Source organism: Aquabacterium humicola (genome assembly GCF_030167915.1).
GTDB lineage: Bacteria > Pseudomonadota > Gammaproteobacteria > Burkholderiales > Burkholderiaceae_C > Pseudaquabacterium > Pseudaquabacterium humicola.
Map to the genome: position 1 here is coordinate 2,164,568 of NZ_JARGNB010000001.1, position 14,447 is coordinate 2,179,014.

Sequence of the window (14,447 nt, forward strand, 5' to 3'; positions counted from 1 at the left end):
TCTTTCATCATGCGGCTGCAACTTCTTTCCGACCTGCACCTCGAGACCGAGGCCTTCGACCCGGAGCCGGTCCCCGGCGCCGAGCTGCTGGTGCTGGCCGGAGACATCGACGCGACCTGGGACGCGTTCGATCGTTTCAAGGGCTGGCCGGTGCCGGTGATCGCGGTGGCCGGCAACCACGAGTTCGACGGCCGCGAGTTCGACGACGCCTGGCCGGCCCTGCGCCAGCGCTGCGACGGCTGCGGCATCCGGCTGCTCGAACGCGAGACCCTGTTGCTGACCGATTCCGGCGGCCAGCGCGTGCGCTTCGTCGGCACCATCCGCTGGTCCGATTTCGACCTCTTTGGCGAGGCCCGGCGCCCGCAGGCGATGCGCGCCGCCGGGTACTTCCTGCGCCTGATGGGCTCGACGATCGGCGGCGAGGTGCTCGATGCCGACCGGCTGCGTGCGGAGTCGCTCGATTGCCGCGCCTGGTTGGCGGCGACCCTGAACGCCCCGCCCGATGGCTCCTACGACGCCACAGTGGTGATCACTCACTTTGGCCCGAGCTTGCGCAGTGGTGACCCGCGCTTCGGCAGCCAGCCCGGTACGGCGAGCTTCTGCAACGCCGACGATCCGCTGATCCCGCTGGCCGACCTGTGGCTGCACGGCCACCTGCACTGCCGGCACGATTACCTCGTCGAGCGCCCGGGCCGCGCGCCCTCGCGGGTGGTCTGCCAGGCCGTCGGCCTCCAGCGCAAGGGCGAGGATCGAGGCTACGACGCGACCAAGCTGATCGAGCTGGTGCCACACTGACGGCCTTCGCAGCCCCGGGGAGCCCCCGCATGAAGATCCTCGTCGCCGTCGACGGCAGCCCGTTCACCCAGCGCATCCTGGCCTACATCGTCGAACACGGCGACTGGCTCGGCGCGAAGCATGCCTACACGGTGCTGCACGTGGCGCCGGCGGTGCCCTCCCGGGCCGCCGCGGCCCTGGACCGCCAGCTGCTCAAGGAGCACTACGCCGAGGAGGCGGAAAAGGTGTTCGCGCCGATACGCGGCTTCCTCGAGCAGCACCAGGTGCCGGCCGACTACCTCGGCAAGGTGGGACCGGCGGGCGACGTGATCGCCGACGTGGCCAACGAGGGTCGCTACGACCTGCTGATGATGGGCTCGCACGGCCACGGCACGCTGGGCAAGCTGGTGCTGGGCTCGGTGTCGACGAAGGTGATGGCGCACTGTCAGACGCCGGTGCTGATCATTCGCTGAGCGGGCGGGCCCGCGCTCGCGGCCCAAGCCCGCCGGCCTGGAAGCCCGTCAGCGCGTCAGCGCGCGGTTCTCTGTCCGCCCCAGCGCTGCCACCAGGGCAGCGCCGGCTCGTGGGGCAAGCCGTCGGCGCCGTCCGCCGGCGACCCCGCCTGCCCGAGCACGTACTCGAGCCCGAAGGCGGTCCCCATCTCGGCCGGGTCGGGCTGCGCACGCGCGCGCCGCGGGCGCATCAAGCGCTGCAGCAGCGAGGGGTTCAACGCATCCGGCATGTCCGACTCCGACAACATCCTGTTGCACGAGTGTGGTGTCGGTCATCGTCGCGCGGTGGGACGAAAAGGGGGGCGAGCGCGGTGCACTTCGTTGTCGCGCACCGATTCAGCCAAAAAACAAAAGGGCTGGCAACTGCCAGCCCCTTGGGTTGCGCGCTTGTCGGCGCGGCGAATCAGCGCTGCTTGCGGCGGCGCGTCGCCTGGCCGGCGACCAGCGCCAGGGCCACGAGGGCCAGCGAAGCGGGTTCCGGCACACCCTGATCCGGGCCGCAGTTGTACGTGCACTTGACACCCGAAACCGACAGCAGCTTCACGTAGTCGTTGTTGGTCGACCAGCTCTGCCCGCCGTAGGTGTTGTTGTAGGCGCTGATCAGCCACCACGACGACGCCTTGTCGTCGGGGTTGATCGCGGCGGTGTACCCGTTCGCATGCAGGTCGGAATAGCTGCCGACGAGTTCCCAGCCGCTGACGGTGTCGAGGTCGGCCGCCGCGCCGGTCAGAGTCGGGGCGGAGGCGCCGGTCCAGCGCATCACGGTGATGTCGGAATCGGAGTTGTACCAGCCGATGCCGACATCACTGAGGATCACGCTGCTGTCGAAGCTCAACAGCACCGCATCGGTGGTGTTGTTGTAGCTGTCCATCGAGTGGTTCGGCGAACCGGTGCCCAGGGTCTCGTACTGGTTCCTGACGCCGAAGCCGCTGCCGCTGTACATCGCGAGGTTGGCCGTGGTCCAGTTGGTGCCGCCACTCATGTTGTTGACGGTGCCGGCCGCGTTGCGCGTCGTGGACCACGCCGTCGCGGTGGCATTCACGCCGCTGGCGTCGCCGCCGCAGGCGTAGCTGTTCCCGTAATTGCCCGAATTGGCAGCGTTCTGGGTGCAGCCGCTGCTGAAGTTCCAGGTCGCCTGGGCCGAGGTGGCCAGACCGGCACCCAGCACGACCAGCGCTGCGCTGGCGAGCTTGCGGACAACGGTGAAGTTCATCGGTGATTCCTTATCAAGTCGTTCTTGCCGCCTGCTCCGCCGGCAATGATCGGTCACGGTTAGCAAACTTGGTGCCGATCAAAAACTGCTTTTCAGATCAATGACTTGCAGTTTCTAGGGGGCACCAGACCCCCACATTCGTAAAAATTCTCGACGCCCGCCCGCTGGCTGTACAGCCCCTACTTGAGTGATCGCAGCAGGTCCTCGGCCGCTGCGCTGCTCTCCAGCTGGCGCCGATCCTTCAAGGCCGCTTCCAGTTCGTCCCGGGCTTCGGTACGCCGGCCGGTCGCCGCCAGCACGGCGGCCAGGTGGTAGCGAATCTCGGCGTTGCCCGGATCCCGCAGGCGCGCGTCGCGCAGCAGCTGCAGCGCGCGATCCTGCTGGCCGGCGAGGTGCGCGGCCCAGCCGGCCGTGTCCAGCGCGGGCGGCGAGCTGGCACTGCGGGCGAGCGCCTGCTCCGCCACCTTCTGCGCGCCCGGGTCCTTCATGCGCAGCAGCACATTGGCCAGGTTGTTCAGGGCTTCCGGATCGTCCGGCACCAGCTTCAGGAAGGCTTCGTACGACTGCTTGGCGGCGGGGTAACGGCCCAGCCTCGCGTAGCTGTCGGACAGCAGCCGGCGCACCTGGCGATCCTGCGGACGCGACTTCAGCCACTGCTCGGCCAGCTGCAACGCCGGCTGGCGGTCCCCACCCTGGGCGTAGAGCGCGTTGTAAAGGCGCAGCAGCGTGTCGGTGGAGGGCTCGGTCTGGTGGGCCTTGCGGTACGCGTCGATCGCCGCCGCGGTTTGGCCCCGCGACGCCGAAACATCGCCGAGCAGCGTATGGCCGATGGCGCGCTGCGGGAACTTCTGCACGATCTGGCGCGCGCGCGCCTCGGCTTTCGCCGGCTCGTTCTGGCGGATCTCGACCTCGGTCATCAGCACGTGCGCGGGCAGGAAGTCGGGTTTGTCCGCGAAGGCCTTCTGCAGGTTGTAGGCGGCGCCGCCCGGATTGCCCGCCGCCATCTGCAGCAAGGCCACCTCGACCTGCACCGCGGCGTCGTAGGTGGCCGTGCGGGTGGCGTTCGACAACGTCGCGCGGGCGTTCGTCGAGTCGCCGGCGGCCAGTTGCGCACGTGCCAGGGCCAGCTGCACCGCCAGCTCGTCGGGCAGCTTGGCGGTCAGTGCGCGTGCCGCGGCCAGCGCCGCCTGCGGATTGGCGCGGCGCAGGTGGAACTCGGTGAGGCCGAGGCCCGGCCGCAGCTCACGCGGACCGGCATGGTCGACGGCCTTCTCGAGCCAGCGCTGGGCATCCGCGAACTGGCCGCGGCGATCGGCCAGCAACGCGAGCTCGAGCAGGATGTCGATGTTGGTCTCGTCGCTCTTCTGCAGCGCCGTCAGCCGCGCCGCAGCCGCGTCGTAGGACTTCGCGGCGATCTCCAGGCGCGCCAGGTTCAGCTTGGCGCCGACGAACTTGTCGTCGAGCTTGATGGCCTGGTTGTACGACGCGATCGCCCCGGCGCTGTCGCCGCCCTGCGCTTTCGCCATGCCGAGCAGGTTGTGGAAGCCCGGGTTCGCCGGCCGCTGGCGCACGAGCGCTTCGGCCACCGCTTTCGCCTTGGCGGTCTGCTGCGCCCGCAGGTACAGGTTGACCAGCGCCATGCCGGCCTGCGTCTGCTTCGGGTCCGCCTTGTAGGCGCGTTCGAGCTCGGCCAACGCGTTGCCCGCCTGGCCGCCGCCGATCATGCTCATGCCCAGCACCGAGCGCAGCGTCGGCGAGTCCTTCTGCCGCAGGGACTCCTGCATCAGCGCTGTCGCCTTCGCGTGCCGGCCCTGCACCATCAGCACCGAGGCCTTCAGCGCCAGCGCCTGGCCGTCGTTCGGCTGCTGACGCAGGTAGGTGTCCAGCACCTCGAGCGCCAGTTCGGGCTGGCCTTCGGCGACATGCAGCTGCGCCAGCAGCTTCGCCACCGGGCTGCCCGGCTGCTGGCGGTGGAATGCGTCGAGGAACGGCTTGGCCTTCTCGCGTTCGCCGAGCCCGAACTGGGCCAGCCCCGCCAGCATCAGCAACTGCGGCCGGTAGCGCAGGAAATCGAACGGCACCGGCTCGAGCAAAGCGGTGATCTCGCGCAGCGCGGCGCGGGCGCCGACGGCGTCGCCGTCGCGCTCGGCGAGCAGCGCGCGCAGGTACAGGCCGCGGGCCTCGGTGGGCGCGATGCGGCGCAGCTCGGCGACATCCTTGGCGGCCTCGGTCAGCTTGCCGGCGTCCATCGACAGGCCCGCGCGGGCGATCAAGCCTTCGACGTGGGACGGATCCAGCGCCAACGTGCGGTCGTACGCGGCGAAGGCGGCGGCGCGATCGCCCATCACATGCGCCACGGAGCCCTTCTGGTACCACGCGTTGGCGGCGTTCGGAGCCAGCTTCAGCGCCTGCTCCACCGCGGCTTGCGCCTCGCGGAACTGGCGCGCGCGGATGCGCAGCGGCACCTCGGTCAGCCAGACCTCGACGTTGCCGGGCTGCAGCGCCCGTGCCTGCTCGACCGCGGCGAACGCCGCCTTGGTATCGCCCAGGTCGGCCGACGCGCTGGCGCGCAGCAGCAGCATCTCCAGCTTGACCGCCGGCGGCAGGCCGTTGACATCGAAACGTTCATGCTCGAACAGCTGCGCATGCTTGGCCTGCGCGACCAGCGCGCGGGCGAGCCCCGGGATCACCTCGGCGCGGTTGACGCCCAGGCGCAGGGCCTCCAGGTAGGCGACTTCGGCGCCCCGGGCATCCCCCTGGGCCGACAGCACCTTGGCCAGCAGCATCTGCACCGCGAGGTTGTTCTTGTCCGCCTGCAACGCGTTGCGCAGCTGGATCACCGCGCCCGACAGGTCGTTCTTCTGGTAGCGGCCGAGCGCGTCCTCGTAGAGCTTCGCGGCCTGCGCCGGATCGGCCGCCGTGGCCAGCAACGGCAGCAGCGCGATCAGGGCGCCGGCCAAGGCCGAGCGCCCGCGGGCAATGAAAGCACGGGTCGGTTTTTGCACGGGCGCGATGCTACGAGAGGCGGCCGCGACTGCACTCCCCGCCGATGCGGGGAACGCGCGCCGATGCGGTGACCGACGTCACGCGGTCGCCTCTATTAGCAAATGCGATGAACACGTAATTTCATTAAGAACGCTACTCAATGGGCCGACGCATCGCAAGAATCCGCCCCCATGCCCCGCCCTGCCGCCCTCCGCCGATGAACGCCGCAGCATCGCTGCCGCTGCTGCAGGGCTGGTTGATGATGGCCGGCCTGATCGTCGCGATCGGCGCGCAGAACGCTTATGTGTTGCGCCAGGGCCTGCTGCGCTCGCATGTGGGTCCGGTGGTGATGTTGTGCGCGCTGTCGGACTGGCTGCTGACCGCGCTCGGTGTCTTCGGCCTCGGCGCGCTGGTGGCCGGCTCGCCGACCGCCACGCTCGCGCTGCGCTGGATCGGCGCCGCTTTCCTCGCCTGGTATGCCTGGCGCGCGGCGCAACGCGCGTGGCGAAGCGATGCCGCACTGATCGACAGCGGCGCGCGTGTGCCGCTGGCCGGCACGCTGGCCACGGCGGCCGCGGTCACCTGGCTCAACCCGCATGTCTACCTCGACACCGTCGTGCTGCTCGGCGCCGCCGCGGCCGGTTTCGAGCTCGCCTCGAAGCAGGCCTTCGCGATCGGCGCCGGTCTGGCCTCGCTGATGTGGTTCGCCGCGCTCGGTTACGGCGCCGCGGCGCTGGCCCCGAAGCTCGCGCGGCCCGGTGTCTGGCGGGTGATCGATGCGGTCATCGCGCTGGTGATGGCCGCCACCGCGGTGCAACTGCTGCGCACCTGAAGTCCATTCCTCCTCTACAGACCCTTCCCATGAAAGTCATCGTCCTCGGCGCCGGCATCATCGGCGTGTCCACCGCCTGGCACCTGCTGCAGCAGGGCCACCAGGTCACCGTGATCGACCGCCAGCCCGATGCCGCGCTGGAAACCAGCTTCGCCAACGGCGCGCAGATCTCGGTCAGCTTCTGCGAGCCGTGGGCCAACGCGGGCGCCCCGCTGAAGGTCGCCAGGTGGCTGCTGCGCGACGACTCGCCGCTGCTGTTCCGGCCGAAGCTGGATCCGCACCAGTGGCGCTGGGGCCTGTCCTTCCTGACCCAGTGCACCGACGCCGCCTTCGAGCGCAACGTCAGGCAGCTGGTCGCGCTGGGCCGCTACAGCCACGAGTCGCTGAAAGCCTTGGTCGCGCAGACCGGCATCGAGTACGAGCGCCTGGAGCGCGGCATCCTGCACTTCTTCTCGTCGCAGGCCGACTTCGACAGCGGCGCCGACGCCGCCGAGCTGATGCGCCGCCACGGCGTCGACCGCCGCGTGCTGAACCGCGACGAGGTGCTCGCGGTCGAGCCGGCGCTGCGCACCTTCGGCGACCGCATCTTCGGCGGCACCTTCACGCCCAGCGACGAATCCGGCGACGCGCGCATCTTCACGCAGCGCCTGGCCGCCCTGTGCCGCGAGCGCGGCGCGACCTTCCTGCACGAGACGGCGATCGACGGCTTCGAGCGTGCCGGTGGCCTGGTCAGCGGCGTGCAGGTGCGCCACCTGCGCCATGGCAGCACGCAGACTGTGCGCGGCGACCACTACGTCACCGCGCTCGGCTCGTTCAGCGCGCCGCTGCTGCGCCCGCTCGGCATCTGGCTGAACGTCTACCCGGCCAAGGGCTACTCGGCGACGCTGAAGCTCAAGCGCCCCGACGACGCCAGCGTCGTCAGCCTGCTCGACGACACGCGCAAGCTGGCGATCTCGCGCCTGGGCGACACGGTGCGCATCGCCGGCACCGCCGAGCTCGCGGGGTACGACCTGGGTCTCGACGGGTCGACCGCACGCAAGCGCTGCGCCGCGCTGGTGCAGCGCTACGAGGAGCTGTTCCCCGGCGTCGCCGATACCCGCGAGCCGAACTTCTGGACCGGCCTGCGCCCGAGCACGCCGAGCAACCTGCCCTACATCGGCCGCAGCAAGATCGCCAACCTGTGGCTCAACACCGGCCACGGCACGCTCGGGTGGACGCACGGCGCCGGCTCCGGCCAGGCCCTGGCCGAGCTGATCAGCGGCAAGCGCCCGGCGCTGAACTACGCCTATTGCGGCGGCGATTCGCTGCCGGCGGCGCGGCCGCGTGTCGTGGTGCCGGCGCCGCAAGGTTCGCGCGGCTGACCCGGCGCCGCCGGGCCGCCCCAACGCGCCGGCGCCCGTCCTCCACGCGCATCGCTAGAATCGCGCCCCCCAGAAAACCGCCCGACAGCCCGGCGTCCTCGCGGACCCGGGCTGTCGCCCTTGCACCATGTCCCGCTCGAACCCGGCCGCTGCCAACTTCTGCGCCATCGACTTCGGCACGTCGAACTCGGCGATCGCGCTGCCGGCGGCCAGCGGTGGCGGCGTCGAGCTGGTCGAGCTCGAACCCGGCCAGCGCACGATGCCCACCGCGGTGTTCTACGGCGTCGAAGGCCTCGCGCCGCACGAGCAGCCGCACCGCCACTACGGCCGCGCGGCGGTGGCCACCTACGTCGAGGGCCACGAGGGCCGGTTGATGCGCTCGATGAAGAGCATCCTCGGCTCCACGCTGGCGGACCAGGCGACCGAGGTCGGCGCCGGCCACTCGGTGCGATACCTGGATGTCGTGTCGGGCTACCTGCGGCACCTGAAGTCGCTGGCCGAAGCCCAGGCCGGCGCGCCGCTGTCGCGCGCCGTGCTCGGCCGGCCGGTCTTCTTCGTCGACGACGAGCCGGCCCGCGACGCCGCGGCGCAGGCGGCACTGGCGCGCGCGGCACACGATGTCGGCTTCCGCGACATCGCCTTCCAGTTCGAGCCGATCGCCGCGGCGCTGGACTACGAGACCACCATCGACCACGAAGAGCTGGTGCTGGTGGCCGACATCGGCGGCGGCACCTCCGACTTCTCGCTGGTGCGCGTCGGACCCGAACGGCGCCGGCGCGTCGAGCGACGCGACGACATCCTCGGCAACCACGGCGTGCACATCGCCGGCACCGACTTCGACCGCCACATCGAGCTCGCGCGCATCCTGCCGGTCTGCGGCTACCGCGGCACCGGCCCGACCGGCCGCGAGGTGCCGAGCAAGGTCTACTTCGACCTCGCGACCTGGCACCTGATCAACACCGTCTACGCACCGGCGCGGGTGCGCGAGCTCGCGCGCATGAAGACCTTCTATGCCGATCTGCAGCAGCACCGCCGCCTGATGGCGGTGGTCGAGGCGCACCTCGGCCATGCGCTGATCGCACGCGCGGAGGCCGCGAAGATCGCGGTGGCCGAAGGCGGCGCGACGCGCATCGACCTCGACCTCATCGAGCCGGGCCTCGAAGCGTCGATCGACGAGGCGGCGACCGTCGCCGCGCTGGAGGCCGACCTCGAGCGCATCGTGACGGCGGCGGTCGATACGCTGACGCAGGCGCAGCTGCCCGCCGGCCGCATCGACGCGCTGTACTTCACCGGCGGCTCGACCGGCTTCAAGCCGCTGGCCGACCGCATCGCCGCGCGCTTCCCGGCCGCGAAGGTGATGCGCGGCGACCGCTTCGCCAGCGTCGCGCAGGGCCTCGGCGTGCACGCGCGGCGGATCTTCGCCTAGCGCACGAAGTCAGCGTCGCGGCGGGCCGCGGCGCGGCGGCGGTTTCGACGCCCGCGGCGCTGCCGCAGCGCGCGGCCGCGACACATCGGCGATCAGCAGCACGCTGCGCACCAGGTCCTCGACCGCCTCCGGCAGATCGACCGGCAGCTCCAGCGTCTCGATCTCGGCGAGCAGCGCATCGGCATCTTCGAGATCCTCGGGATCGAAGTGACGGTACAGCGTCGCCAGCGGCTCGATGATGTCGTCCTCGTGGCGCTGCACCAGCGAGACGAAGGTGTCGAGCGCGGCCGCGAACCCGGCCACCCATGGCAGCACCGTCTCCGACGGGCTGGTCTCGGCGTCGAGCTCCCAGACCCAGGGATCGAACCAGTCGCGGCGCTCGATGGCGCGGTTCAGCTCGGCATGGCGGCGGCGCAGCAGCGCGGCGAGGCGGTCGATCGGGAGGCCTGCCGGCGCGGGCTTGCCGTCGAGGTCGATCACCGGCGGCAGCCACTGGCCCTCGGGCACCGGCTTGGGCTGCAGCAGCACACCGCAGAGGTAACCGTCGACCATCGTCACGTCGAGCGCGTCGTGGCTGGCGGGCAGGCCGTCGAGCATCGATTCGAGCTCGCCGAGCTCGGCCTCGGACAGCGGGCCCTCGCCGCCGGCGGCCGGCGGCGGTGGACGGCGCTGCGGCGGCTTGTGCAGTGGCGGCGCGGCAGGGCGACGGGTACTCATGGCCGGATTCTCTCCTGCCTATCATCGACGCCATGATCGTTCACGACGCCGCCGCCACCGCCCGCGCGCTGCCCTGGGCGCCGCTGGTGCATGCCCTCGAACGCACGCTGGCCGACCTGGCCGCCGGGCACGTGCAGGCCCCCGAGCGCTGGGTGCTGCCGCTGGCACCCGCCACCTCCTGGTTCCTGATGCCCGCCTGGCTCGCCCCCCAGGCGGGTGACCTGGCGGCCATCAAGCTGATCACCTACGCGACCGACAACGCCGAACGCGGCCTGCCGGCGATCCTCGGCGACGTGCTGGTGCTGCGCGCGAGCACGGGCGAGCGCCTCGCGCTGCTCGACGGGCCGACCGTCACCGCGCGCCGCACTGCGGCGGTCACGCTGCTGGCCGCCTACCGCCTCGCGCCGCGCCCGGTCGGCCCGCTGCTGGTGATCGGCACCGGCGTGCAGGCCCTGGCGCATGTCGCGGCCTTCACCGAGGCGCTGGGCATCGACGAGGTCTGGGTGCGCGGCCGCACGCCCGCATCCGGCCGCGCCTTCACGCAGGCGCTGCACCAGCACGGGCTGTTCGCCGAGGTTGCCGAGAACCTCGACGACGCGCTGCAGCGCTGCCCGATGGTCATCACCTGCACGTCGGCGCAGACGGTGTGCCTGCAGGGCAGCGTGCGCGATGACGCCTTCGTCGCGGCGATCGGCGGCTTCACGCCGACGATGGTGGAGCTCGATCCGGCCCTGACGCGCGACATCGCCGCCCGCGGCCAGGTGGTGGTCGACAGCGCCTCGGCGCGGCACGAGGCCGGCGACCTGATCGTCGCCGGGGTGGACGTCGCGGCATGCCAGACGCTGGCCGAACAGCCGGCGCGCCAGGACCGCGGCCCGGTGCTGTTCAAGAGCTGCGGCTCGGCGCTTTGGGACCTGGCAGCGGCCCGCTGCGTCGCCGAATCACCGCGGCTGTCGATCTGAAGCGGCCGGGCCCTGCGCGGGCCGTCGCGGCGGGGCAAGGCGCGGCCCTGCACGGGCTGCACTTTCTAGGGATGGCCGCACTCCGGTACGCGCGGCACAGTGCCCTCGGTTGTCGCTTGCGGCCTCCCGGCCCCCAGCGACAGCGGCGCCCCCAAGGCTCCGGGCTGCGCGCCGTGACGGTCCCAACGACGTCCTTTCTTTGAGGACTTCCAGCGCCCGCCGATTCAAGTCGGCGGGCGTTTTTTTTCGCCCGCTTGATTTGTCACCAACAAGTGACTATGCTGATGTCACCTTATAGTGACTTTGAAGGGGCGACCATGCAGCGACGTCGATTCATCCGCCTTGCCGGCGGTGGTGTGCTCGGTTCCACGCTGGCGGCGGCCGGCTGCTCGACCGCCCTGCCGGACGAGGCCCTCGCGGCCTGGGCCGGGCCGGCCGGCGAGACCGACGTGCGGCGCTGGGCGCTGGCACATGCGCTGCTGGCGCCGAGCTCGCACAACCGCCAGCCCTGGCTGGTCGACCTGCGCGAGCCGAACGTGATCACCTTGCACGTCGACCGCGAACGGCTGCTGCCGGAGACCGATCCGTGGTTCCGCCAGATCGTGGTCAGCCAGGGCACCTTCGTCGAGCTGCTGCTGATCGCGCTGAAGGAGCGTGGGCTCGCGCCGCAGCTGCAGCTGTTCCCGCAGGGCGAGTTCGCGGCGCGCACGCTGGACGATCGCCCGGTCGCGCGGGTGTCGTGGGACCCGGCGGCCGCCGCGCCGACCAGGGACCCGCTGTTCGCGCAGATCCTGCGCCGCCACACCGCCAAGGTGCCCTTCGACGTCGCCCGTGCCGTCGATCCGGCGCACGCCGCGGCGCTGCTGGCGGCGCTGCCGGCCAACGTGCCCGGGCTGCGCTGCGGCCACACGCTGCAGCCGGAGGCGGTCGAGCGGCTGCGCGGCCTGTGCCTCGATGCCGCGCGCGTCGAGGTCGGCACGCCGCGCACCGCGCTGGAGAGCGCCCGCCTGATGCGCATCGGCCCCGACGAGATCCGCCGCCACCGCGACGGCATCAGCATCAACGACCTGGTGCCGCGCGCGGCGACTGCGCTGGGCCTCTTCGACCGCGAACAGGCGCCGCAGCCCGGCAGCCGCACCTTCGATCGGGTGATCGACCGCTTCGCCGAGCACACGCGCACGGCGATGGGCTTCACCTGGCTGCTCACCGAGGCGGCGCCCGGCCGCACGCGCAGTGCCGAAGTGAACGCCGGCCGCGCGTTCGTGCGCCAGCAGCTGGCGGCGACGGCACTGGGCCTGCAGATGCACCCGATGAGCCAGGCGCCGCAGGAGTTTCCCGAGATGAAGCCCCACCACGACGCGCTGCGCCGGCTGCTGACCGGCCGCGACGACGGCGCCGTCACCGTGCAGATGCTGAGCCGGCTCGGCTACTGCGCGCCGGTGGCGCCGGCGCCGCGCCGGCCGCTGGACAGCCTGATCCGGGCCGCCTGAGCCAGCACACCGATCGCCCCCCCGCGGGCCGCCACAATCGGCCGCCATGAGCGAAACGGCCCGCCCCGCCCGCGACCGCGGCGCCACCGAACAGCGCATCCTCGGCGCGGTGGGCACCGTGCTCGCGCGCGACGGCTTCGCGGCGCTCGGCGTCAATGCGATCGCCCGCGAGGCCGGGGTCGACAAGGTGCTGATCTACCGCTACTTCGGCGGCTTGCCCGAGCTGCTGCAGGCCTGGGGTGCGAGCGGGCGCTTCTGGCCGCCGATCGAGGAACTGCTCGGCGACGACCCGCCCGCGCTGCTGGCGCAGCCCGAAGGGGAACGCTGGGCGCGCTTCTTCGAACATTTCATCGACGGGCTGCGCGCGCGGCCGCTGACGATCGAGATCCTCGCGGCCGAGGTGCTCGACCGCAATGCACTGACCGCCGTGCTCGAAAGCGAACGCGAGGCCTGGGGCGAGCAGGCCGCGCGCGTGCTCGGCGGCGCCAGCCTCGCGTCCAGGCCCGAGCTGCGCACGCTGACGCTGCTGCTGGTCGCCGGTGTGCAATACCTGCTGCTGCGCGCGCGCCGCATCCGCATCTTCGGCGGGCTGGAGATCAACAGCGAAGCCGGCTGGCAGCAAATCAAGCAGGACATCCGCCGCAGCGCGCTGGCGCTGTTCCCGCCCACCTGATCCACACCCTCGGGAGCCGCTTGTGAACGACCGCTTCGACCACCTGTTCATCGAGCCCGCGTCCTTCGATGCGACGCTGGCCTTCTACCGCGACACGCTGGGCTGGACGATCGACTTCCAGTGGGGCAGCGCCGGCGAGCCACGCGGCGCGCAACTAAATGGCGGCGGCGTGCGCCTGGTGATCGCCGAGGACCACCCGGCCGACGATCACAGCAAGTCCGGCGGCATCCAGGGCCACCGGCCGACGCTGCACCTGCGCGTGGACGATCTAGATGCACGTTATGCGGCGCTGCCCGACCGCGCCGCTGTCGTGGTGCATCCGGAGTCGACGCACTGGGGCACGCGCTGGTTCGTCGTGCGCGACCCCGACGGCAACCTGATCGCCTACGAGACGCCGCAGGCACGCTGAGCCCGGCGCCGCGGTCGCCGACGCGTCAGTCGACGCCGAAGCCCTGGCGCAGCGATTCGCGCAGGTAGGCCACGAAGGCCTGCACCGCGCGTGGCACGTAGGGGCTGTAGGGCCGGATCGCATACAGGTGCTCGCCGAAGCTGCCGACCGGCCGCCAGTCGGGCAACACCTCGACCAGCCGGCCGGCCGCCAGCGCCGCCTGCGCGCTGAAGTCCGGCAGCAGCGCGATGCCCAGCCCGCCCTGCGCCGCCTCGCGCAGCGCCTCGCTGTTGTTGGCGACGAAGGGACCGGACACCGGCACCGTCACCTTGGCCGCCGAGCGCGAGCCTTCCGCCTGCGGCACCAGCTGCCACGCCGGCGCCTCGCCGGTGCGCAGGTAGTGCAGGCAGTCGTGCTGCGCCAGCTCGGCGGGCTGGCCGGGCGTGCCGCGCCGACGCAGGTAGGCGCGGCTGGCGACCAGCACCGAGCGCGTCGCGCACAAGGTCCACGCGACGTGCGTGTCCGGCGGGGCATGGGTGTGCCGGATCGCGAGGTCGAAACCCTCCTGCGCCAGCGGGATCAGCCGGTCCGACAGGTCGAGCTCGATGCGCACCTCGGGATGCGCGCGCAGGAACTCCGCCAGCCGCGGCACGATCTGCTGCCGTGCCAGCGCCACCGGCGCGGTCATCCGCAGCAGACCGCGCGGCGCCGCGGCGAGGTCCTTGATGCCGGCGAACGCGGTGCCGATGTCCTCGAAGGCGCCGCGCGTCGCGTCGACGAGCTGCTGGCCGGCCTCGGTCAGCCGCACGCTGCGCGTCGTGCGCCGCACCAGCGGCACGCCGGCGGCGCGTTCGAGCTCGGCGATGCGCGCGCTCATCGCCGCCTTGCTGACCGCCAGGCGCTGCGCGGCCGCGGTGAAACTGCCGGCGGTGCCGAGCACGGTCAACCAGTGCAGGTGCGACCACAGCGTTTCGACGCGGCGCTCTTCGTCCATCGCGGCTGTTCTCGATTCAGATGGCTGATTGTTCGCCAATCTGAACAATGAATCCACCACCAGCGCCTAGCGCGGCGCCGGGTCGAGTCCTAGACTGCCCGCTTCCCCCCGACCACATGC

14 protein-coding genes are annotated in these 14,447 nt (G+C 71.6%); 9 read left to right on the forward strand and 5 right to left on the reverse strand.

Annotated elements, in window-relative coordinates:
• Positions 1 to 9: 9 nt before the first annotated feature.
• Entirely contained in the window at positions 10 to 795 is a 786-nt protein-coding gene (locus tag P1K89_RS09675) for a metallophosphoesterase (protein ID WP_284616164.1), read from the forward strand.
• A gap of 29 nt (positions 796 to 824) precedes the next feature.
• A complete protein-coding gene (locus tag P1K89_RS09680) occupies positions 825 to 1,247 on the forward strand; it encodes a universal stress protein (protein ID WP_284616165.1) in 423 nt (140 codons plus the stop codon).
• Between the two features lie 56 nt (positions 1,248 to 1,303).
• Here P1K89_RS09680 and P1K89_RS09685 read toward each other — a convergent pair whose 3' ends face one another.
• The 3 genes from P1K89_RS09685 to prsT all read right to left on the reverse strand — a co-directional run bounded on the left by P1K89_RS09685 (position 1,304) and on the right by prsT (position 5,459).
• On the reverse strand, positions 1,304 to 1,516 hold the full coding sequence (locus tag P1K89_RS09685; protein ID WP_284616166.1) for a hypothetical protein: 213 nt from the start codon (positions 1,514 to 1,516) through the stop codon (positions 1,304 to 1,306).
• A gap of 173 nt (positions 1,517 to 1,689) precedes the next feature.
• Positions 1,690 to 2,499 carry an exosortase-dependent surface protein XDP1 gene (xdp1, locus tag P1K89_RS09690; RefSeq protein ID WP_284616167.1) on the reverse strand — a complete coding sequence of 270 codons (810 nt, stop codon included), beginning with the start codon at positions 2,497 to 2,499 and terminating at the stop codon, positions 1,690 to 1,692.
• A 179-nt stretch (positions 2,500 to 2,678) separates the two neighbouring features.
• Complete coding sequence (gene prsT, locus P1K89_RS09695; protein WP_284616168.1) at positions 2,679 to 5,459, reverse strand: XrtA/PEP-CTERM system TPR-repeat protein PrsT; 2,781 nt, start codon at positions 5,457 to 5,459, stop codon at positions 2,679 to 2,681.
• 242 nt (positions 5,460 to 5,701) lie between these two features.
• On the opposite strand from prsT, the gene P1K89_RS09700 reads away from it, so the two are divergent.
• From P1K89_RS09700 to P1K89_RS09710, 3 genes are all read left to right on the forward strand, one after another.
• Entirely contained in the window at positions 5,702 to 6,316 is a 615-nt protein-coding gene (locus P1K89_RS09700; RefSeq protein WP_284616169.1) for a LysE/ArgO family amino acid transporter, read from the forward strand.
• Between the two features lie 29 nt (positions 6,317 to 6,345).
• Entirely contained in the window at positions 6,346 to 7,677 is a 1,332-nt protein-coding gene (locus P1K89_RS09705) for a D-amino acid dehydrogenase (protein ID WP_284616170.1), read from the forward strand.
• Positions 7,678 to 7,804: 127 nt separating this feature from the next.
• The gene (locus tag P1K89_RS09710; RefSeq protein ID WP_284616171.1) at positions 7,805 to 9,103 is read left to right on the forward strand and encodes an Hsp70 family protein; all 1,299 of its coding nucleotides are present in this window, start codon (positions 7,805 to 7,807) and stop codon (positions 9,101 to 9,103) included.
• 9 nt (positions 9,104 to 9,112) lie between these two features.
• Here P1K89_RS09710 and P1K89_RS09715 read toward each other — a convergent pair whose 3' ends face one another.
• Positions 9,113 to 9,820: a YecA/YgfB family protein gene (locus P1K89_RS09715; RefSeq protein ID WP_284616172.1), complete on the reverse strand. Its 708-nt coding sequence runs from the start codon at positions 9,818 to 9,820 to the stop codon at positions 9,113 to 9,115.
• Positions 9,821 to 9,852: 32 nt separating this feature from the next.
• Here P1K89_RS09715 and P1K89_RS09720 point away from each other — a divergent pair, with 32 nt between their 5' ends.
• The 4 genes from P1K89_RS09720 (at position 9,853) to P1K89_RS09735 (ending at position 13,354) form a co-directional block, all read left to right on the forward strand.
• A complete protein-coding gene (locus tag P1K89_RS09720) occupies positions 9,853 to 10,782 on the forward strand; it encodes a delta(1)-pyrroline-2-carboxylate reductase family protein (protein ID WP_284616173.1) in 930 nt (309 codons plus the stop codon).
• A 317-nt stretch (positions 10,783 to 11,099) separates the two neighbouring features.
• Positions 11,100 to 12,272, forward strand: a complete 1,173-nt coding sequence (locus tag P1K89_RS09725) for an Acg family FMN-binding oxidoreductase (RefSeq protein ID WP_284616174.1) — start codon at positions 11,100 to 11,102, stop codon at positions 12,270 to 12,272.
• Between the two features lie 46 nt (positions 12,273 to 12,318).
• Complete coding sequence (locus P1K89_RS09730) at positions 12,319 to 12,945, forward strand: TetR/AcrR family transcriptional regulator (RefSeq protein WP_284616175.1); 627 nt, start codon at positions 12,319 to 12,321, stop codon at positions 12,943 to 12,945.
• A gap of 22 nt (positions 12,946 to 12,967) precedes the next feature.
• Positions 12,968 to 13,354: a VOC family protein gene (locus tag P1K89_RS09735; protein ID WP_284616176.1), complete on the forward strand. Its 387-nt coding sequence runs from the start codon at positions 12,968 to 12,970 to the stop codon at positions 13,352 to 13,354.
• Positions 13,355 to 13,379: 25 nt separating this feature from the next.
• Here the strand turns inward: P1K89_RS09735 and P1K89_RS09740 are convergent, their stop codons facing one another.
• On the reverse strand, positions 13,380 to 14,327 hold the full coding sequence (locus tag P1K89_RS09740; RefSeq protein ID WP_284616177.1) for a LysR family transcriptional regulator: 948 nt from the start codon (positions 14,325 to 14,327) through the stop codon (positions 13,380 to 13,382).
• Positions 14,328 to 14,447: the final 120 nt, after the last annotated feature.